Here is an 18,833-nt window from a genome sequence, read left to right on the forward strand (position 1 = left end):
GATGGGCCGACGCCTCGCCGACGCCGTCAGCCCGTACCTGCGGGCCCACGCGGGGAACCCCGTCGACTGGTTCCCCTGGGGCGACGACGCCTTCGACGAGGCGCGCGCGCGAGACATCCCCGTCATGATCTCGATCGGCTACGCGACCTGCCACTGGTGCCACGTGATGGCCCGCGAGAGCTTCGACGACGTCGAGACGGCGCGCGTGCTCAACGAGCGGTTCGTCGCGATCAAGGTCGACCGCGAGGAGCACCCCGACGTCGACTCGAGCTACCTGGCCGCCGCCTCGGCGTTCACGCGCGAGCTCGGCTGGCCCCTCACGGTCTTCGCAACCCCCGACGGGCGGGCGTTCTACGCGGGCACGTACTTCCCGCCCGCTCCGCAGCGCGGCATGCCGTCGTTCCGGCAGGTGCTCGCCGCGGTCGACGAGGCCTGGCGCGAACGGCGGACGCAGCTGACCGACACCGCCGACGCGGTCGCGGGTGCGCTCGCCGACGCGGCGTCGGCCGAGACGGCGGGCGCACTGCCGACGACCGCTCGGCTGGCTGACGCCGTCGAGGCGCTCGCGGCGCAGGAGGACCGGGTGCACGGAGGCTTCGGCGGGGCCCCGAAGTTCCCGGTGGCGCCGGTGCTCGACTTCCTCGCGCGGAGCGGCGCCGACGGCCGAGCCATCGCCCGCCGCACGCTGCGGGCGATGGCGGCGTCGCCGCTCCGCGACCCGGTCGACGGCGGGTTCTTCAGGTACGCCACTCGCGCCGACTGGAGCGAGCCGCACTACGAACGGATGCTCACCGACAACGCCCTGCTGCTCGCCGTCGCGGCCGACCTGGCCCGCGACGACGCAGTGCTCCGCGAGGTCGCCCGCGACACGTCGGCGTTCCTCATCGGCACGATGCAGCTCGCGTCGGGCGGGTTCGCCGCCGCGCAGGACTCGGAGAGCATCGTCGACGGCGTGCGCACCGAAGGCGGTTACGCGCAGGCCGACGCCGAGCGACGGAGGTCGCTCGAGCCGCCCGCGCTCGACGAGAAGGTGCTCACGGGCTGGAACGGCCTGGCGATCGGCGCGCTCGCACGTGCGTCGGGCGCCATCGGCGGGCAGGACGGCGATCGAGCCCTGGCCGCTGCGCGCCGGGCCGCCGACTTCGTGATCGGCCACCACCTCGCCGACGGCGCGATCGTCCGGGCCTCGCGCGACGGCCGGGCGTCGGCCGCCACCGCGGCCCTCGAAGACCCCGGAATGCTCGCCGGGGGACTCATCGACCTCGCGCTCGCGAGCGGCGATCCTCGGTACGCCGAGGTCGCGCGCGAACTCGTCGACGCCGCGATCGACGCGGCCCGGCCCGACGAGACCGTGCCCTTCGCCGTGCCCGGCGGGCCCGATCCCGTGCTCGCCGCGCGCGGCCTCGCCCTGCCCGGTGACCCCGCCGAGGGCGCGACCCCGTCGGGCGCGACCGCATGCGCGCAGGCGGCGTGGCGGCTGTGGCTGCTCGGTGCCGGCGATCGATATCGGGTCGCGGCCGTCGCGGCGATGGAGCGCGTCGCCGCCGTCGCCGTGCAGCGTCCGATCGCGTTCGGCGCTTCGCTCGGGCTCATGGCCGACCTCGCCGCGCCCGTCGTGCAGCTCGTGACCGTCGTGCCCGGCGCGGCGACCGGTGGCGCGGCCGCCGCGGCCGCGCAGGAGGCCGAGCTCGTCGCCGAGAGCCGTCGGCACGAGGCATCCATCACGGCCGTCGTCACGGAGGAGGCGGCCCGACGGTTCGCGGATGCCGGCTTCGACCTGTTCGCCGGGCGCGACCTGCGCGACCGCGCCGTCGCGGCCTACCGGTGCCGCGAGTTCGTCTGCGCGCTGCCGGTCGTCGACGCCGCCGCGCTCCGGGCGCTCGCCGCGCTCCGTACGATGGAGGCATGAGCGGAACCGTCGCCGGATCGGCGAGCCCGAACCGGGCGAGCGCGCGAACGATCCTCGTGAGCCTCGTCGTCGACCTGGCGCTCGTCGTCGTCTTCGTGCTCATCGGCCGTCGCAGCCACGCCGAGGCGCTCGACGTCGCCGGCATCGCTGCGACCGCGTGGCCGTTCCTCGTCGCCGTGCTCGCGGGATGGGGCCTCGCACGCGCCTGGCGCGCGCCGACCGCGCCGTGGCCGACGGGCGTGATCGTGTGGGCCGTGGCCGTCGTCGGCGGGCTCGCCCTCCGGGTCTTCGCCGGCGACACCGCGCAGGTCGCGTTCATGATCGTCGCGGCGCTGACGCTCGCGCTCCTCCTCATCGGCTGGCGTGCGATCGTCGCGCTCGTGCGCGCCCTCCGCGGACGCGCCAGGACCGTCGCATGATGCTCGAAGCCGCGGCGGCGCCCGGCCCGATCGAGTGGCTCTTCGACGCCCAGCTCGTGATCGGCGGACAGGTGATCCTCTGGCGCGAGATCGTGGGCAACCTGTTCGGGCTCGCGTCGGCGCTCGGCGGCATGCGGCGCAAGGTCTGGGCGTGGCCCATCGGCATCATCGGCAACGCGCTGCTCTTCACGGTCTTCATGGGCGCCGTCTTCCACACGCCGAACCCGGTCAACCTGCTCGGGCAGGCCGGACGGCAGCTCATGTTCATCGGCGTCTCGATCTACGGGTGGATCCAGTGGTCGAGGCACCGGCACACGTCGGCGAACGCCGTCGACCCGCGCTGGGCGACCGGGCGCGAGCGCGTGCTGCTCGTCGTGGCGATGATCGGGGGCACGCTCGTGCTCACGCCCATCTTCAGCGCCCTGGGTTCGTTCGAGCCGGTGTGGGCCGACGCGTGGATCTTCATGGGGTCGCTGCTCGCGACGTGGGGCATGGCGAAGGGCTGGACGGAGTTCTGGCTCATCTGGGTGGCCGTCGACATCGTCGGCGTGCCGTTGCTCGTCTCGGCCGGCTACTACGCCTCGGCGCTGCTGTACCTGTTCTACGGCGCGTTCACCCTGCTGGGGTTCTTCACCTGGCTGCGGGTGCAGCGACGGCGCGAGGCGGCGTCGGGGTCACCGGCCGCCTGAACGCGGGTGCCGCCGGCGGCGCGTCACCAGGGCGCGGGCACGCGGTCGAGCAGCGCCCATACCGCCCCACTGAGTTCGGGGTGCTCGAGGGCGATGCCCCGCAGCAGCTCGAACTCGAACCTCGCCGCCTCGCCCGGGCGTGCAGCCGGGTGGTACGCGCGCGACCGTGCCGGACCCCAGGTCTCCGACTGCAGGCGCTCCTCGCGCAGCGTCGCGACGACCTGCTCGTCGACGGAGGGCAGGTCGGGCAGGAACATCCACGGGTCTTCGCCGAGCCGACAGCGCAGTTCGATGAGCGCGGCGAGCTCGTCGCGTGCGTCTCGACGCAGGCGCTCGAGCACCGATGACTCCGCCATACGCGCCCTCCCCTCGCCTTCCACGATCGTAAGCCCACGCTACGCGCACCGTGTGACGGGCGGGTTACGGGGCGCAATGCCAGATGACCCGCAGATGACGGCTCTGTGACATTCGCCCGTGCACGCCGCCGCGCGAGGCGCTTGACTGATGGCCGCGGCCGGCGATCACGGCCGGACGAACGACGGGAGACGACGTGGGCGAGGTGCTCATCCTGCACGGCTGGCAGAACCATCGACCCGAGGGGCATTGGCAGCGCTGGCTCGCCGAAGAGCTCGACGCCCGCGGCCACGACGTGCGGTACCCGCAGCTGCCCGATGCCGACACCCCGGTCCGTGCCGGCTGGCTGGCCGCACTCGAGGCCGAGCTCGTCGGCACGACGCCGTCGCAGCTCACCGTCGTCGCGCACAGCCTCGGCTGCGCGCTGTGGCTCGCGTACGCGGTCGCCCGGCGCGAGTCGGGGCTCGACGACCCGGCGGCGGCTCGCGTCATCCTGGTCTCACCGCCCTCCGACGGATTCCTCGAGCGGACGCCCGAGATCTCCGGGTTCCTCACCGCCGACACCGGTGAGGATGACGCGGTCGCGGCGGCGCTCGCGGCGGCGAGCATCGCGGCACCGATGGTGGTGCAGGGCGATGACGACCCGGTCAACCCGGCTGGAACGGTCGCCTTCGCCGAGGTCTTCGGGCTCGAGCGCGTGACGGTGCCGGGCGGCGGCCACCTCACGATCGGCGACGGGTACGGTCCGTTCCCGCTCGTGCTCGACCTCGTGCTCGACCCCGGCTCGCCCACCGGATGAGCGGCGCGGCACGCGACCGCGATGAGCCCCGTCACCGCACCCGTGCGGTCTCCGCTGCTTGAATGGTCCGGTGGACACCGCACGCACCCCGAAACCCCTCAGCCGCCTCGCCGAGGACCTGCGCGCCGTCGACTTCACGGTCGACGCGCTCGACGGCCTCTGGGGCGGGGCTGCGGCTGCGGCGCTGCACCGGGGCGAACGCGTGCCCGCCCGGCGAGTGCTCGACGGCCGCCGTCGCGCGCACGCCGGCGGTGCGGTGCTCGCGACCCTCGCCGAGCTCTTCGTGCTCGGGCTGCCGGTGCCGGCCGACGAGGCGGCCGAGGCCCTGCCGCGACTCGGTCTCGACGACGCGGTCGAGCTCGGGCTGATCCGGCGCGACGGCGATCTCGTCGTCGCCGCCCTCGACCTGCGCCCCTACGCGTTCGGCGACGCGCACGGCGAAGCGCACTGGTGGATCCTCTCGGATCTCGGCGAGCTCGCGCTCGGACACGCGCTCGGCGAGCACCACGTGCTCGGGGTCGGCGGCGCCTCGACGACGCTCTCGGGGCTCATGCTGCCGACGCCCGCCCGACGCGTGCTCGACCTCGGCACCGGCTGCGGCATCCAGGCCATGCACGCGTCGCGATTCGCCGACGAGGTCGTCGCGACCGACATCTCGGAGCGGGCGCTCGAGTTCGCCCGCATGAACCTCGAGCTCAACGGCATCGAGGGCGTCGAACTGCGCCTCGGGAGCCTGTTCGAACCGGTCGCCGGCGAGCGGTTCGACCGCATCGTCTCGAACCCGCCGTTCGTCATCACGCCGCGCACCGAGGGGGTTCCCGAGTACGACTACCGCGACGGCGGCATGGTGGGCGACGCGCTCGTCGAAGCGGTAGTGCGCGGTTGCGCCGAGCACCTCGAGCCCGGCGGCACCGCGCAGCTGCTCGCCAACTGGGAGTATCGCGGCGACGACGACGGGCTCGAGCGCGCCGCGGCATGGGCGCACGGACTCGACCATTGGATCGTCGAGCGCGAGGTGCAGCCCGTCACGGAGTATGCCGAGACGTGGATCCGCGACGGCGGCACGAGGTCGGGTACCGCGGCCTTCGACCGCCTCTACGACGCGTGGCTCGACGACTTCGCGGCGCGCGGGGTCACCGAGGTCGGCTTCGGGTACGTCGTGCTGCGACGGCCGGTCGGCGGGGATGCCTCGGCCGCGGCATCCGCGACCGACGGGCTCGCCCGGGTCGAGCGCCGGCACGGCGCGATCGGGTCGAACCCCGCGGGCCTCGGCGGGCACCTCGCGCAGTGCCTCGCGGCGCACGACCGGCTGGCGTCCCTCGACGACGGGGCCCTCGCCGCGCTGCGCCTGACCGTCGCGGGCGACGTCACCGAGGAGCGCCACTACTGGCCCGGCGACGCGGACCCGACGGCGATGCTGCTGCGGCAGGGCGGCGGGTTCGCGCGCACGATCTCGCCCGGCACGGCACTGGCCGCACTCGTCGGCGCCTGCGACGGCGAACTCGCGGTCGGCGCGATCGTCGCCGCACTCGCGCAGCTGCTCGAGGTCGACGGGGCGGCGCTCGCCGCAGAGCTGCTGCCGGAGGTGCGGGAACTCGTCGACGACGGCTTCCTGCTGCTGCCGGCGGACTGACGCACCGGTCGGCGCGGATCGGAGCAGCGGCATCCTCCTCGGGGCCGACCTGCGCACGGCGCCGACACCGACGAATTCAGAGGGCCGGCCGATTCGTGCGCGGTATTCTCGTGCTCGCAACGAAAGCGAGCCAATGCCCGAGAGCCCCCTGTCAGCGTCGCCCTATGAACTGCTCGGCGTCGCAGCCGACGCCGACGAGGCGACCCTGCGCGCCGCCTACCGCCGGGCCCTGCGCGAGGCGCACCCCGACACGGGCGGCGACCCCGCGAAGTTCCACGCGGTGCAGTCGGCGTGGGCGCTCGTCGGCACGCCGGCGGCGCGGGCCGCGTTCGACCGCGGTCGCGGCACGGTCGGCACCGCGCCGAGTCGTGAGGCATGGGCGCCCGCCGCGCCCCGGCCGCGGCGCGACTCGCGGCCGCTCGCGCGGTCGTACGGCCACCCAGGCGGGCTCTCGCGCGAGCGGTACCTCGAGTCGATCCGCGAGTGGGTCGGGCGGGGCGCCTCGCTTCCCGATCCGTACGACCCGGCGCTCGTGCGCGGTGCGCCCCGCGGCATCCGGCACCTCCTCGCCGACGCGCTCGCCGAGGAGGCGAGCGCCCGGGCGCTCGCGACGCTCGGCATCGCGTACACGATCTGGCACGACGTCGCGACGGATGCCGCGGGGCACGGCCTGCCGCCGAAACTCGACCACCTCGTGCTCGGTCCCACGGGGCTCTTCGCGATCCAGTCGGAGGACTGGGGCGGGCCCGTCGCGCTCAAGCGCGGTGAACTCGTCGGCGAGGCGCTCGCGGGCGAGCGGCCGTTCAAGGCGCTCGCGGCGCGGGCCAAGGCGATCGGACGGGCAGCGAAGGCGAAGCCGACGGCGCTCATGATCGTCGTGCCCGACGACCACGCCGGCGAGCCGCTCGAACTCGGCGGGTCGGTGCGCGGCGCCGTCGTCGCGCTCGTCCGGCGTTCGCGTCTCGCGAGCGCCGTGCGCGAGGGCCTGCCCGGATCGGCGCACCTCGGCGGCACCGAGGTCATGGAGGTGCGCTCGCGCCTGCAGGCGGTCGTGCGGTTCGCCTGAGCCCCCGGTGGCCGCCCGGTTCGCCCGCCGCCCGTTCGCGGTGTTGGATGGAACCATGCCAGCTGACGCCGCCGCCGCATCCGTGCCCGACCTCGACGCCCACATCGCCGACTTCGCCGACTTCGTGCAGGCCTCGCCCTCGTCGTACCACGCCGCCGCCGAGGTCGCCCGCCGTCTCGAGGCGGCCGGGTTCGAGCGGCTCGACGAGACCGCCGAATGGCCCACCGGTCCCGGGCGTCGCGTCGTCGTGCGCGACGGTGCGGTCATCGCGTGGATGCAACCCGACGGCGCCGTGCCGACCACGCCGTACCGCATCCTCGGGGCGCACACCGATTCGCCGTCGTTCAAGCTGAAGCCCAACGGGCAGACGGTCAGCGAAGGCGTGCTGCAGGCCTCGGTCGAGGTCTACGGCGGGCCGCTCCTGAACTCCTGGCTCGACCGCGAGCTCGAGCTCGCGGGCCGCATCGCGACCGACGACGGCGCCGTGCACCTCGTGCGAACGGGGCCGATGCTGCGCATCCCGCAGCTCGCGATCCACCTCGACCGCGAGGTGAACTCCAAGGGCCTCCTGCTCGACAAGCAGCGCCATACGCAGCCGGTCTGGGGGGTCGGCACCGGTGACGACGCCGACCTGCTCGACGAGCTCGCCGCGTTGGCGGGCGTGCCCGGCGCGGCGATCGTCGGGCACGACGTGCTCGTCGCCGACACGGCCGCGCCGACCCGCTTCGGCCGCTCGGGCGAGCTGTTCGCCTCGGGCCGCATGGACAACCTGACCTCGGTGCACGCCGGGCTCGTCGCGCTCCTGCGGGCGCCGTCCGACGCGGAGCACGTGAGCGTGCTCGCCGCCTTCGACCACGAGGAGCTCGGCTCGGAGTCGCGCTCGGGCGCGAGCGGGCCGTTCCTGGAGGACGTGCTCTCCCGCATCGCCTCGGTCCTCGGCGCCTCCGACGACGAACGCCGACGCGCCCACGCGGCGAGCTGGATCGTCTCGTCGGACGCGGGACACGCCGTGCACCCCAACTACGCCGACCGTCACGACCCGGCGAACCGCCCGGTTCTCGGTGGCGGTCCGCTGCTGAAGCTCAACGCGAACCAGCGCTACGCGAGCGATGCGCTCGGCGGTGCGCTCTGGGCCGGCGTGTGCCGTGCCGCGGGCGTGCCCGTGCAGCGGTTCGTGTCGAACAACGCGATCCCGTGCGGATCGACGATCGGTCCGCTCTCGGCGACCCGTCTCGGCATCCGCACGGTCGACGTGGGCGTGCCGCTGCTGTCGATGCACTCGGCCCGGGAGCTCGCGCACGTCGACGACCTCGCGGCGCTCGGCGCCGCTGCGACCGCCTTCTTCGCCGGAGCCTGAGCACCCGCGAGCGGTTGGCGGGAAGTCGCGCCGCGTTGGCGCGATTTCCGTCCCGCCGACGGCGCTGGGCCTGCCAGTCTGGGCGCATGACCGACACGATCACGACCTCCTCGATCTTCCGGACCGCCGCCGACTCCGAGTCCGCGATCCGTCACTTCGAGGGCCGACTCGCGTTCGAGACGGATGTCTCGGACGTCGCCGCCGAGCTCGCCGCTGGCGCGCCGGGCTTCGTGCTCGTCGACACCCGCAACGAGGCCGCGTGGGCGCAGGGGCGGGTGCCCGGCGCGGTGCACCTGCCGGGTCGCCGCATCGCGGGGGAGGCGGCGGCGCTCGTGCCCTCCGGCGTTCCGGTCGTCGTCTACTGCTGGGGGCCGGCGTGCAACGGGGCGACGCGAGCGGCGCTCGAGTTCGCCCGGCTCGGCCATCCGGTGAAGGAGATGATCGGCGGGTTCGAGTACTGGGTGCGCGAGGGCTTCGCCTACGAGACCGACGAGGGGCTCGCGCAGCGGGTGCCCGACCCGCTCACGAACGTCGCTTCGGCGGGGCTCGCCGGTTCACCGGTGACGGCCGCCGAGGCGGCCGGCATCACCTGCGCCTGCTGAGGCGCACGGCGGTGCGGCGCTCGTCGCCCCTCGCCGGTCGCGACCGGGACATCGGGTCAGGTGAGGGCGACGAGCGGCGCCTCGGGGTCGGCGAGCCACTCGTCGAGCGACCCGTCGTAGACGGCGACGTCGGGATGGCCGGATCGCCGGAGCGCGAGCGCGGTGCCCGCTGCGGCGATGCCCGCACCGCAGTAGACGACGAACCGGCCCGTCGCGGCGTCGGCCGCGTCGACCGCCGGGGCGAGACGTTCGGCGAGGGCGTCCCCGTGGAGCGCGACGCGCGTCTCGCGGTCGACGAGCGAGCCCACGGGCACGTTGACGCTGCCCGGGATGTGGCCCCGCCGCGCACGCTTGCCGGTCTCGCCGCGGAAGTCGCCCCGTGGCAGGGCGCAGACGAGGGCGGAGCGCTCGTCGCCCGCGACGATGCGGCGCACCTCCTCGCGGTCGGCCCAGTAGCCGGGCTGCGCCGTGAGGCGCAGCGGGCCGGCGGCGCGCGGCTCGCGGTACCCCGTCTCGACCTCGCGGCCCTCGGCCCGCCACCGCTCGAAGCCGCCGTCGATCACGGCGACGTTCGCGAAGCCGGCCGAGCGGAGCAGCCACCAGAGGCGGGCGGCCCAATGGCCGATCGACGCGTCGTACACGGCGACCGCGGTGCCGTCGTCGATGCCGAGGCCGCGTGCGGCCTCGGTGAGGCGGTCGAGGTCGGGGCGGGTGAACGCGAACGGGCTGCCCGGGTCAGAGAACTCCTCGAGCAGGTCGGCGAAGACGGCGCCGGGCAGGTGCCCGGCGATGAGGTGATCGTCGAGCCCGCTCAGCCAGTGGAATCCCGTCGCCGCGTCGACGCCGAGCACCGTCGCGTCGACGACGACGAGTCGTTCGTCGTCGTGGTGTTCGGCCACCCAGCCGGTCGAGACGAGCGGGCCGGGCACGGTGAGCGGATCCGAGGTCGCGTCGAGAGTCATGCCGGCCACGCTAGGCGCCGCTGCCGGCCGGCGCGGCCGGACCGCAACAGGCCGTCACGAGGCGTAGCACGGCGACGCGCGTGCCGCGCGAACGGCTGCGGCCGCGCGGTGCACGAGCCGGCGGCGGCTCAGCGGAGCGGTCCGCGCCGGCTCTCGAGCCAGAGCGTGTGCTCGCGGAGGCCGTTGCGCACCGCGGCCTTGATGATGAGGTAGCCGATCCACAGCATCAGGGCGAGCACGGCGAGGTAGATCACCACGCCGATGATGAGGCCGATGAGGCCGGCGCCGAGGAAGAAGTTCGGATCGATCGTCGGGTCGCTTTCCATGGGGCCACCATGGCAGAAACGCGTCGGGTCCGGGAGGGTCCCCGAGTGGGGGACACGCAGGTCAGCACTCGATGACGTTGACGGCGAGGCCGCCCTCGCTCGTCTCCTTGTACTTCGTCATCATGTCGAGGCCCGTCTGGCGCATCGTCTCGATGACCGTGTCGAGCGAGACGAGGTGCGTGCCGTCGCCGTGCAGCGCGAGCCGGGCCGCCGAGACCGCGGTCGATGCGGCGATCGCGTTGCGCTCGATGCAGGGCACCTGGACGAGTCCGGCGACCGGGTCGCACGTGAGGCCCAGGTGGTGCTCCATCGCGATCTCGGCCGCGTTCTCGATCTGCTGGGGGGTGCCGCCGAGCACGGCGCAGAGCGCACCCGCCGCCATCGCGCACGCTGAGCCGACCTCGGCCTGGCAGCCGCCCTCGGCGCCCGAGATCGACGCGTTCTTCTTGACGAGGCTCGCGATCGCCGACGCGGTCAGCAGGAACCGGCGGATGCCCGCCCGGTCGGCGCCCGGCACGAAGCGCAGGTAGTAGTGGCCGACGGCGGGCAGGATGCCGGCCGCGCCGTTCGTCGGCGCGGTCACCACCCGGCCTCCGGAGGCGTTCTCCTCGTTGACGGCGAGTGCGAAGGCGTGCAGCCACTCGGTCGACGTGTCGCGGTGCGCCGTCGACTCGATCTCGTCGCGGTCGTAGGCCTCCAGGCGCCGGCGCACGTCGGGTGCGCGCCGCTTGACGCGGAGGCCGCCGGGCAGCGTGCCCTCGGTCTCGAGGCCGTGCTCGACGCACTCGGCCATCGCGTCCCAGATGGCGTCGAGCCCTGCGTCGATGCCGGCCTCGCCGTGCACGGCGATCTCGTTGTGCCTGGCGACGTCGCAGAACGAGACGCCGTGCTCGTCGCAGAGGGCGAGCAGTTCGGCGGCGTTGGAGTAGGGGAGCGGATGGCGCAGGGCCTCGGCCTCGGCGGCGGGGTCGCCGTCGCGGCGGATGAAGCCGCCGCCGACGGAGTAGTAGGTCTCCTCGGCGATGGGCAGCGGCCCTTCGCCGAACGCCTGGAGCGTCATGGCATTGGGGTGGCCGGGCAGGCGCGTGCGCGGCTCGAGGGAGATGTCGCTCTGGCGCAGCCGCACGGGGTGCGCGCCGAGGAGGCGGATCTCGGCGCCGGTGTCGCCCGCGTCGGCGAGGCGGGTCCACGCGTCGCGCACGTCGGCGGGGTCGCAGTCGTGCGGCTCGAGGCCGGCGAGGCCGGCGACGACGGCGTCGGGCGTGCCGTGCCCGAGGCCGGTCGCGCCGAGCGAGCCGTAGAGCGAGCACGACACGCGCGTGACGTCGCCGAGCACACCGCGGGCATCGAGCGACTCGACGAACATGCGAGCCGCCCGCATGGGGCCGACGGTGTGCGAACTCGAGGGGCCGATCCCGATCGAGAACAGATCGAGGGCGGAGACGAACGCTGTCACCCCTCAAGGGTACGTCGCACGGCGCGCACGGATGCCGCTGCGGTTCGAAGAATCGTGCGTCGACCGCCGATCTCGCGCACATCCGCGGCAGTATCCGCGACCACGCGGCGACGGCGCACCGACGGCACCGCGACAGTGCGCCGACAGCACCGCGACAGCGCGCTGCGAGCGCGCGGCGGAAGCATGGCGTGCATGGACATCACCAACACCCGAGCCCGGGGAGACTGGGCGATCGAGGCCGACGGCCTCGTGAAGACCTTCGGCGAGCACCGCGCGGTCGACGGGGTCGACCTGCGGGTCGCCACCGGCACCGTCTACGGCGTGCTCGGCCCGAACGGGGCCGGCAAGACCACCACGATCTCGATGCTCGCGACGCTGCTGCGCCCCGACGCCGGCACGGCCCGCGTCTTCGGCCACGACGTGCAGCGGGAGGCGCAGGTCGTGCGCCAGCTCATCGGCGTCACCGGGCAGTACGCCTCGGTCGACGAGACGCTCTCGGCGACCGAGAACCTCGTGCTCTTCTCGCGCCTGCTCGGCCTCGGCCGGCGCGACGCGAAGCGCAAGGCCGGTGAGCTCCTCGAGGAGTTCGGGCTCACCGAGGCCGCCAAGCGGCCGCTCAAGCAGTTCTCGGGCGGCATGCGCCGTCGGCTCGACCTCGCGGCGAGCCTCATCGCACAGCCGCCGCTCATCTTCCTCGACGAGCCGACGACCGGCCTCGACCCGCGCACCCGCGCGCAGATGTGGGAGACGATCCGACGACTCGTCGCGACCGGTTCGACGGTCCTGCTCACGACCCAGTACCTCGACGAGGCGGACCAGCTCGCCGATCGCATCGCGGTGATCGACCGCGGCCGCGTGGTCGCCGAGGGCACGGGCGACGAGCTCAAGGCATCGGTCGGCGAGTCGAGCCTGCAACTGCGGCTCATCGACCCGCGCGACCTCGGCGACGCCCAGGCGGCGATCGAGCGCGTGCTCGGCGTGCACGCCACCGCGAGCCCCGAGGCCGCCCGCCTCACCGCCCCCATGCAGGACGCGGATCGCGTCGCCGAGCTCCTCGTCACGTTCCGCGACGCGGGCATCCACCTCGCCGAGCTCAGCGTGCAGAAGCCCACGCTCGACGAGGTGTTCCTCACGCTCACCGGCCACAGCGCCGAGCCCGAAGGGGCCGGCGACGAGGCATCCGATCTCGAACTCGAAGGAAGCCGCGCATGACCACCGCGACCATCGTGCCGGGCGCCGCCCGCACGTTCAAGAACCACGTCGGCTTCGGCCAGACGGTGCGCAACTCGTTCAGCATGGCCTGGCGGGGTCTCCTGAAGATCAAGCGCACGCCCGAGCAGCTCATCGACGTCACCGTGCAGCCGATCCTGTTCACCGTCATGTTCACCTACATCTTCGGCGGCGCGATCGCCGGCGATGCGATGACGTACCTGCCGTTCCTGCTGCCCGGCATCCTCGTGCAGACCGTCATCACGACGTCGGTCGTCACGGGCGTGCAGCTGCGGGAGGACATGGACAAGGGCGTGTTCGACCGGTTCCGCTCGCTGCCGATCGCGCGCGTCGCACCGCTCGCCGGCGCGCTGCTCGCCGACACGGTGCGCTACGGCATCGCGACCGTGCTCACCTTCGTCGCGGGGTACGTCATGGGCTACCGGCCCGAGGCCGGCATCGGCAGCGTCGTGACGGCGAGCCTCGTCGTGATCGTCGCAGCATGGTCGCTCAGCTGGATCTTCGCCTTCTTCGGCGTGATCGCGCGATCGGCCGGTTCGGTGCAGGGCATCTCGTTCCTCATCCTGTTCCCGCTGACGTTCCTCTCGAACGCGTTCGTGCAGGCCGACACGATGCCCGACTGGCTGCAGTGGTTCGTGAACATCAACCCGGTCTCGCACCTCGTGACCGCCGCGCGCGGCATCACGATGGGCACCGAGGTCACGGGCGACCTGCTGGCGACGCTCGTCGGCGCCGCGGTCGTGGTCGCGATCTTCGCCCCGCTCACGGTGCGCGCGTACATGCGCAAGGCGTAGACCGGTGCGGATGCCTCGGTGCGGGCGACGGCCGTCGGGTCGGCGCCCCGCCGGGGGTGACCGTCAGGCCGAGCCGACCGAACCGGGCGCGACGGGCGCTGCGAGCAATCGCAGCGCCCGTTCCGCGCGCTCGGGCTGGGTGAGGTCGGCGACGTCGGCGCGCGCCCGCTCGAGGGCGGCGGCGCCGGCGATGCGCTCGGCGGCCGCGAGGTGCGGCTCGAGTCTGAGCGCGGGAAGGTCCTGCCGGGGGTGCATCCGCTCGGCGAGGGCGAGCAGCTCGAGCGCGCGACCCCGCAGGTGCGGTCGGCGCATCGCCCACGCCGACCAGCCGAGCACCGCCGTGCCGAGCACGGGCTTGTCGGTGAACGCCGGCCACGCGCGGTGGAGCGCGATCGTTCGGTACCGGATGCGGGCGGCCCACCGGTCGGCGTCGTCGGCGTCGCGCTCGTCGAACACCGCCGCGGAGAGGAGATCGGCGAGCACCATCAGGTACCACGGGGTCGACCGCTCGTGGACGCCGAACGAGTCGGCGGCCGCCCGACCGTGGCGACGGGCGTCGGCCATGCGGCGATCCGCCCGTGCGAGCTCGGCGCGGCCGAGCTCGGCGACCGTTGCGAGCGAGAGGCCGTCGGCCGTGCGACGCTCGCTCGCCGCGAGTTCGTCGAGCAGCGGGCGCACCTCGTCGAACCGGCCCGCCGAGAGCAGGTTGCCCGCGCGCATCCACTCGAGCTGGAGCAGGTCTGGCTCCGCGTCGAGGGCGGCGAGGCCGTCGACCGCGACCGCCGACCAGTGCAACGCGCGCTCGGGGTCGCCCGACTGGCTGGCGAGCTGCGCCATCATCATCGAGCTCATCGACTCGGCCCATCCGTCGCCGAGGCGCCGCGCGAGCCGGTGCGCGCGCTGGGCGTGCTCGATGGCGAGTGCGGGTTCGCCGGCGTTCTCATCGAACTGGCAGCGCAGCAGCGCGCCGATGAGCGCCGTCGCCTCGTCGGCGGATTCGGACATGACCACGAGGTCGGCGAGCGCGGCGTCGAGGTCGCGCGCGCCGATGACCCGCGCGACCGCGGCCAGCCATTCGGGCAGCGGCCAGCGATCGGCGAGATGCGAGCGGAGCCGTGCGAGCGCGCGCGTCGCGGCCGGTGCACCGTAGGCGAGCGACGTGCCGGCTGCGAACACCGCCGAGATCATCGCCGGCACCGCGAGGTCGCGTTCGTGCGCGCCGTGGCGGGTCGCCTCGAGCATCGCCTCACCGAACACGAGCACCTCCTCGTGCGCGCTGCGCACGTTCCAGAGGTAGCCGAGCGCGGCGTAGAGCCGCAGCGCGGTCGGCACGCGACGCTCGGCGTTGGCTCGGCGCAGGATCTCGACGAGGTTCTCCTCCTCGAGGCGCAGCACCCGCAGGTCGTGGAGCTGCGTCGAGCCGCCGCCGACGAAGTGCACGTCGGCGAGCCGCTCGGCCCACCGGGCCATCGCATCGTGCACGTCGGCGAGCTCGCCGGCCTGCGCGAGTCGGAGCTGGCCGAACTCGCGCACCGTCTCGAGCATGCGGTACCGGGTGGCACCCGTCAGCCGGTCGTCGCGCACGGTGAGCAGCGACTGGTCGACGAGACCCACGAGCACGTCGATCGCGCCCGGGCCGAGCACCTCCTGTGCCGCCTCGATCCCGAAGCCGTCGGCGAAGGTCGAGAGCCGGACGAGCCCGCGTTGCTCGTCGGGGGTGAGCAGCGCCCAGCTCCACTCGATGACGGCCTCGAGGGTGCGCTGACGGGGCGGCGCGCTGCGGTCGCGCCCGGCGAGCAGTGCGAAACGATTGTCGAGGCGGGCCTCGATCTCGGCGACGGTCATGCCGCGGGTGCGCGCCGCGGCGAGCTCGATCGCGAGCGGCAGGCCGTCGAGGCGCGCGCACAGCCGCTCGACCACGTCGAGGGGGAGGGCGGCATCGGGGCGCACGGCGAGCGCCCGTTCGATGAAGAGCTGCGAGCCGGGCCCGGCTTCGTCGCCGACGCGCGCCGGCAGCGGTTCGAGCGGATACACCTGCTCGGCGCCGATCGCGATCGGGCTCCGGCTCGTCGCGAGCACGCGCAGGGTCGGCACCGCTGACAGCAGCTCGTCCGTGCAGGCGGCGACGCCGTCGACGACCTGCTCGCAGTTGTCGAGCACGAGCAGGGTCGGCGTGTCGGCGAGGCGCGCCTCGATGCGCTGACGAAGGTCGGGCCGGCTCGCGGCGTCGGAGAGCCTCGACGCACGGGCCTCCCTGAGGCCGAGCGCCGAGCCGAGCGCGAGCTCGACGTCGTCGTCGTCGCGGACGCCCGCGAGCTCGGCGACCACCACCGCCGGCGCGTCGGCTCGCGCCGCGACCGCCTGGGCGAGCCGGGTCTTTCCGAGCCCGCCTGCGCCGAGGATGGTGACCAGCCGGTGCCGGTCGAGCAGTGCGAGGATCGCCGGCAGGTCGTCGTCGCGGCCGATGAGCCGGTTCGGGGCGGCGCGCAGGCCGATCCGGGTGGGTTCTTCGGGGCGTCGGGGGGAATCGGCCGTCTCCGCGGGCGACGGGACCTCATCGGCCGTCGGTCGCGTCAGCTCGATCGTGACGGATGCCCCGGGCCGGACGTCCGCGACCGGGTCGACGCCGACCACGGGCGCGATGCCCGTGTCGGGATCGGCGAGCAGTCGCGCGTTGAGCTCGACGAGTTCGGGGCCGGGCGAGACCCCGAGCTCGTCGCGCAGCGTCGCTCGCACGCGGGCGAAGGTCGCGAGCGCCTCGGTGCGCCGGCCGGCGCTCGCGAGCGCGGCGATGAGCGAGGTGTGCAGTCGCTCGTCGAGCGGGCTGGCCGCCGCGAGCGGAGCGAGGGCGGTGATCGCCGCTTCGGCGTCACCGGCGTCGAGCAGGCAGCGCGCACGGAACTCGAGCAATCCGATGCGACGCGACGACGCACGGTCGGCGAGCTCGGCGCCGATCGGCGCCTGGCCGAGGTCGAGCCCCGGCTCGCCGCGCCAGAGGGCGAGGGCCTCGTCGAGCACGCCGATCGCGGCGCGGTGGTCGCCGCCACGGGCGAGCTCCGCGGCGCGCCCGCCGAGTTCGCCGGCGAGTCCGAGATCGGTCTGCGCCGGGGTCACGTCGAGCGCGTACCCGCCGGGGCGCGACGCGATGAGCCCGGTCGCGCTCGTTGTGCGCACCCGTGACACGAGCGACTGCAGTGCCGCCCGCTCGTTCTCGGGCCGGTCGTCGCCCCACAGGTCGTCGGAGATCGCCTCGAGCCCGTGCGTTCGACCCGAGGCACGCCCGTCGACCCCCGCGAGCGCGGCGAACAGCGCCTTCGCGAGCGCGCCCGCGGGCTCGATCTGCTCGCCCGACCGACCCTCGACGAGGACCGGGCCGAGCAGCGCGACGCGGAGGTCGCGGCGGTCGGTCAGCACGCGTCGAGCCTACCGGCGGCGACCGTCGCCAGGCCGCCGCGCCGGCGGGCGGGCCTAGGCTGGATGACGATGTCGAACGCCGCCGGAACCCCGCCCGCATCCCCGACCATCCGTCCGATCCGCGCCGAGGAGTCCGCCGCCGAGGCCGCCCTGATCGGGCGCGCCTTCGCCGCAGGGCCCTACGGTCACCTGCCGAAAGGCGCCGAGCGCGCCGCGTTCGAGGCCGACACGGCGGGGCGTGCCGCCGACGGCGCCGTGCTCGTCGCGCTCGACGCCCAAAGCGGCGTCGTCGGCACGGCGAGCGTGCTGCGCGCCGGCACTCGCTACTCGCGGGTCGCCCGGCCCGGCGAGGCCGAGGTGCGCCTCATCTCCGTCGACCCAGCCGTGCAGGGCGGCGGACTCGGCGCCGCGCTCACGCGGGCGAGCCTCGAGGCGGCGCTCGAGTGGGGTGCGTCGGCGCTCGTGCTCGACACGGGCAGCCGCAACACCAGGGCCCAGGCGCTCTACGAACGACTCGGCTTCGAGCGCGCGCCCGAGCGCGACGCGGCGGTCGGGGCCGACGTCGACTCGGTCGTGTACCGATACCCGCTTCAGCAGCGCGACGACGTCGTGGTGCGATCGATGCGGGACGGCGAGGCCGATCACGTCGCCCGGCTCGTCGAGTCGGCGTACGCCGCCGACTTCGAGCTGAACGCGGGGTATCGCGCCGACATCGTCGCCGTGGCCGAGCGTGCGCGCGACCATCGGGTGTGGGTCGCCGTCGACTCGGCGACCGGCGAGCTCCTCGGCACGGCGTCGACGCCGCGAGCAGGCGCGACGATGTCGCCGGTCGCGCGGGCCGGCGAGCTCGACTTCCGCTTCCTCGGCGTCGCACCGGGTGCCCGGCGGCGCGGCATCGGCGAGACGCTCGTGCGGCACGTGCTGCGACTCGCGCGCATCCGCGGGATGGACCGGGTGGTGCTCAACACCGGCCCCGACATGCTCGACGCGCAGCGGCTCTACGACCGGCTCGGGTTCGCCCGCCTGCACGAGCGCGAGTACCGCTTCGTGCGCCCAGACGGGTCGGGCTTCCAGATGCTCGCCTATGGACGCGACGCCGCGTGACCGCTTCGTGCGCCGCCGCCCCGGTGGTGGGTCGGGCTTCCAGATGCTCGCCTATGGACGCGACGCCGCGTGACCGCTTCGTGCGCCCCCGCCCCGGTGGTGGGTCGGGCTTCCGGATGCTCGCCTGTGGACGCGACGCCGCGTGACCGCTTCGTGCGCCGCCGCCCTGGTGGTGGGTCGGGCTTCCGGATGCTCGCCTACGGGCGCGACGCCGCCTGACGGCAGCGAAGCGGCGCCCCTGCCGCGGTCGGTCGGGAGCGTGGCCGGGTCGCCCCCGCTCAGACGATCGGGTCGGGCCCGACCCGCGACATCCAGTCCGCCGCTCGGTCGATCGGCGCGAACCCGAACTTCTCGTAGAGGCCGTGGGCGTCGCCCGTGATGAGCACCACGCGCTTCAGGCGCAGCGGGTCGAGCGTCGCGAGCACGTACTCCATCAGCGAGACGCCGAGGCGCTCGCCGCGGCTCTCGGGGTCGACGATGACATCGCAGAGCCAGGCGAAGGTGACGCCGTCGGTGACGACGCGGGCGTAGGCCAGCTGCCCGCCCGAGTCGCGGTCGTACACGCCGAAGTTCATCGACCCGTCGATCGCCGCATCCTGCGTCTCGCGAGGTCGGCCGAGCGCCCAGTAGGCGTGCTCGGAGAGCCAGCGGTGCACGCGTTCGCGGTCGAGCCGGGCGGGGTCGGTCGAGAAATCGAGGTCGCGGGGCATCGGTCCAGC

Annotated in this window: 17 protein-coding genes; 11 read left to right on the plus strand and 6 right to left on the minus strand. The window is 74.3% G+C overall.

What is annotated here, in order from left to right; translation table 11 throughout:
• Nucleotide 1 precedes the first annotated feature (1 nt).
• The 3 genes from PX701_RS04355 to pnuC are packed head-to-tail and all read left to right on the plus strand — an operon-like array spanning nt 2 to nt 3,017.
• Nucleotides 2-1,909 (plus strand): thioredoxin domain-containing protein, encoded by a 1,908-nt coding sequence (locus tag PX701_RS04355; protein ID WP_275505603.1) that lies wholly within the window; start codon nt 2-4, stop codon nt 1,907-1,909.
• A complete protein-coding gene (locus PX701_RS04360) occupies nt 1,906-2,328 on the plus strand; it encodes a DUF3054 domain-containing protein (RefSeq protein ID WP_275505604.1) in 423 nt (140 codons plus the stop codon). Before PX701_RS04355 ends, PX701_RS04360 begins: the two co-directional genes overlap by 4 nt.
• Nucleotides 2,325-3,017, plus strand: coding sequence for a nicotinamide riboside transporter PnuC (pnuC, locus tag PX701_RS04365; RefSeq protein ID WP_275505605.1), 693 nt, complete (start codon nt 2,325-2,327; stop codon nt 3,015-3,017). The genes PX701_RS04360 and pnuC overlap by 4 nt, the downstream gene beginning before the upstream one ends.
• 23 nt (nt 3,018-3,040) lie before the next feature.
• Here the strand turns inward: pnuC and PX701_RS04370 are convergent, their stop codons facing one another.
• On the minus strand, nt 3,041-3,373 hold the full coding sequence (locus PX701_RS04370; protein ID WP_231430309.1) for a hypothetical protein: 333 nt from the start codon (nt 3,371-3,373) through the stop codon (nt 3,041-3,043).
• Between the two features lie 194 nt (nt 3,374-3,567).
• Between PX701_RS04370 and PX701_RS04375 the strand changes: the two genes are divergently transcribed.
• The 5 genes from PX701_RS04375 to PX701_RS04395 all read left to right on the plus strand — a co-directional run bounded on the left by PX701_RS04375 (nt 3,568) and on the right by PX701_RS04395 (nt 8,828).
• Nucleotides 3,568-4,170: an RBBP9/YdeN family alpha/beta hydrolase gene (locus PX701_RS04375; protein WP_231430310.1), complete on the plus strand. Its 603-nt coding sequence runs from the start codon at nt 3,568-3,570 to the stop codon at nt 4,168-4,170.
• 70 nt (nt 4,171-4,240) lie between these two features.
• Entirely contained in the window at nt 4,241-5,803 is a 1,563-nt protein-coding gene (locus PX701_RS04380) for a DUF7059 domain-containing protein (protein WP_275505606.1), read from the plus strand.
• 133 nt (nt 5,804-5,936) lie between these two features.
• Nucleotides 5,937-6,869, plus strand: coding sequence for a DnaJ domain-containing protein (locus PX701_RS04385; protein ID WP_231430312.1), 933 nt, complete (start codon nt 5,937-5,939; stop codon nt 6,867-6,869).
• A 55-nt stretch (nt 6,870-6,924) separates the two neighbouring features.
• Complete coding sequence (locus PX701_RS04390) at nt 6,925-8,226, plus strand: M18 family aminopeptidase (RefSeq protein WP_275505607.1); 1,302 nt, start codon at nt 6,925-6,927, stop codon at nt 8,224-8,226.
• Between the two features lie 86 nt (nt 8,227-8,312).
• Nucleotides 8,313-8,828 carry a rhodanese-like domain-containing protein gene (locus tag PX701_RS04395; protein ID WP_231430314.1) on the plus strand — a complete coding sequence of 172 codons (516 nt, stop codon included), beginning with the start codon at nt 8,313-8,315 and terminating at the stop codon, nt 8,826-8,828.
• A gap of 56 nt (nt 8,829-8,884) precedes the next feature.
• Here the strand turns inward: PX701_RS04395 and PX701_RS04400 are convergent, their stop codons facing one another.
• From PX701_RS04400 to PX701_RS04410, 3 genes are all read right to left on the minus strand, one after another.
• Complete coding sequence (locus PX701_RS04400; RefSeq protein ID WP_231430315.1) at nt 8,885-9,790, minus strand: sulfurtransferase; 906 nt, start codon at nt 9,788-9,790, stop codon at nt 8,885-8,887.
• Between the two features lie 128 nt (nt 9,791-9,918).
• Nucleotides 9,919-10,116 carry a hypothetical protein gene (locus PX701_RS04405; protein ID WP_231430316.1) on the minus strand — a complete coding sequence of 66 codons (198 nt, stop codon included), beginning with the start codon at nt 10,114-10,116 and terminating at the stop codon, nt 9,919-9,921.
• Nucleotides 10,117-10,177: 61 nt separating this feature from the next.
• The gene (locus tag PX701_RS04410) at nt 10,178-11,572 is read right to left on the minus strand and encodes an L-serine ammonia-lyase (protein WP_231430317.1); all 1,395 of its coding nucleotides are present in this window, start codon (nt 11,570-11,572) and stop codon (nt 10,178-10,180) included.
• A gap of 192 nt (nt 11,573-11,764) precedes the next feature.
• On the opposite strand from PX701_RS04410, the gene PX701_RS04415 reads away from it, so the two are divergent.
• Both PX701_RS04415 and PX701_RS04420 read left to right on the plus strand, forming a co-directional pair.
• On the plus strand, nt 11,765-12,784 hold the full coding sequence (locus PX701_RS04415) for an ATP-binding cassette domain-containing protein (RefSeq protein WP_231430318.1): 1,020 nt from the start codon (nt 11,765-11,767) through the stop codon (nt 12,782-12,784).
• Nucleotides 12,781-13,596 carry an ABC transporter permease gene (locus tag PX701_RS04420; RefSeq protein WP_275505608.1) on the plus strand — a complete coding sequence of 272 codons (816 nt, stop codon included), beginning with the start codon at nt 12,781-12,783 and terminating at the stop codon, nt 13,594-13,596. The genes PX701_RS04415 and PX701_RS04420 overlap by 4 nt, the downstream gene beginning before the upstream one ends.
• Nucleotides 13,597-13,659: 63 nt before the next feature.
• Here the strand turns inward: PX701_RS04420 and PX701_RS04425 are convergent, their stop codons facing one another.
• Nucleotides 13,660-17,010: an AfsR/SARP family transcriptional regulator gene (locus tag PX701_RS04425; protein WP_275505609.1), complete on the minus strand. Its 3,351-nt coding sequence runs from the start codon at nt 17,008-17,010 to the stop codon at nt 13,660-13,662.
• Between the two features lie 69 nt (nt 17,011-17,079).
• On the opposite strand from PX701_RS04425, the gene PX701_RS04430 reads away from it, so the two are divergent.
• Nucleotides 17,080-18,114, plus strand: a complete 1,035-nt coding sequence (locus PX701_RS04430) for a GNAT family N-acetyltransferase (RefSeq protein WP_231430321.1) — start codon at nt 17,080-17,082, stop codon at nt 18,112-18,114.
• 278 nt (nt 18,115-18,392) lie between these two features.
• On the opposite strand, the gene PX701_RS04435 is transcribed toward PX701_RS04430, so the two are convergent.
• Nucleotides 18,393-18,824 (minus strand): GNAT family N-acetyltransferase, encoded by a 432-nt coding sequence (locus PX701_RS04435; RefSeq protein ID WP_231430322.1) that lies wholly within the window; start codon nt 18,822-18,824, stop codon nt 18,393-18,395.
• Nucleotides 18,825-18,833: the final 9 nt, after the last annotated feature.

This window comes from Agromyces chromiiresistens (assembly GCF_029167465.1).
In the GTDB taxonomy this organism is placed as follows: domain Bacteria; phylum Actinomycetota; class Actinomycetes; order Actinomycetales; family Microbacteriaceae; genus Agromyces; species Agromyces chromiiresistens.

Excerpts from the sequence above, each read along its gene's own strand:
- PX701_RS04355 (WP_275505603.1), top strand. The coding sequence starts at position 2 with ATGGGCCGACGCCTCGCCGACGCCGTCAGCCCGTACCTGCGGGCCCAC.
- PX701_RS04360 (WP_275505604.1), top strand. The coding sequence starts at position 1,906 with ATGAGCGGAACCGTCGCCGGATCGGCGAGCCCGAACCGGGCGAGCGCG.
- pnuC (WP_275505605.1), top strand. The coding sequence starts at position 2,325 with ATGATGCTCGAAGCCGCGGCGGCGCCCGGCCCGATCGAGTGGCTCTTC.
- PX701_RS04370 (WP_231430309.1), bottom strand. The coding sequence starts at position 3,373 with ATGGCGGAGTCATCGGTGCTCGAGCGCCTGCGTCGAGACGCACGCGAC.
- PX701_RS04385 (WP_231430312.1), top strand. The coding sequence starts at position 5,937 with ATGCCCGAGAGCCCCCTGTCAGCGTCGCCCTATGAACTGCTCGGCGTC.
- PX701_RS04390 (WP_275505607.1), top strand. The coding sequence starts at position 6,925 with ATGCCAGCTGACGCCGCCGCCGCATCCGTGCCCGACCTCGACGCCCAC.
- PX701_RS04395 (WP_231430314.1), top strand. The coding sequence starts at position 8,313 with ATGACCGACACGATCACGACCTCCTCGATCTTCCGGACCGCCGCCGAC.
- PX701_RS04400 (WP_231430315.1), bottom strand. The coding sequence starts at position 9,790 with ATGACTCTCGACGCGACCTCGGATCCGCTCACCGTGCCCGGCCCGCTC.
- PX701_RS04405 (WP_231430316.1), bottom strand. The coding sequence starts at position 10,116 with ATGGAAAGCGACCCGACGATCGATCCGAACTTCTTCCTCGGCGCCGGC.
- PX701_RS04415 (WP_231430318.1), top strand. The coding sequence starts at position 11,765 with ATGGACATCACCAACACCCGAGCCCGGGGAGACTGGGCGATCGAGGCC.
- PX701_RS04420 (WP_275505608.1), top strand. The coding sequence starts at position 12,781 with ATGACCACCGCGACCATCGTGCCGGGCGCCGCCCGCACGTTCAAGAAC.
- PX701_RS04430 (WP_231430321.1), top strand. The coding sequence starts at position 17,080 with ATGTCGAACGCCGCCGGAACCCCGCCCGCATCCCCGACCATCCGTCCG.
- PX701_RS04435 (WP_231430322.1), bottom strand. The coding sequence starts at position 18,824 with ATGCCCCGCGACCTCGATTTCTCGACCGACCCCGCCCGGCTCGACCGC.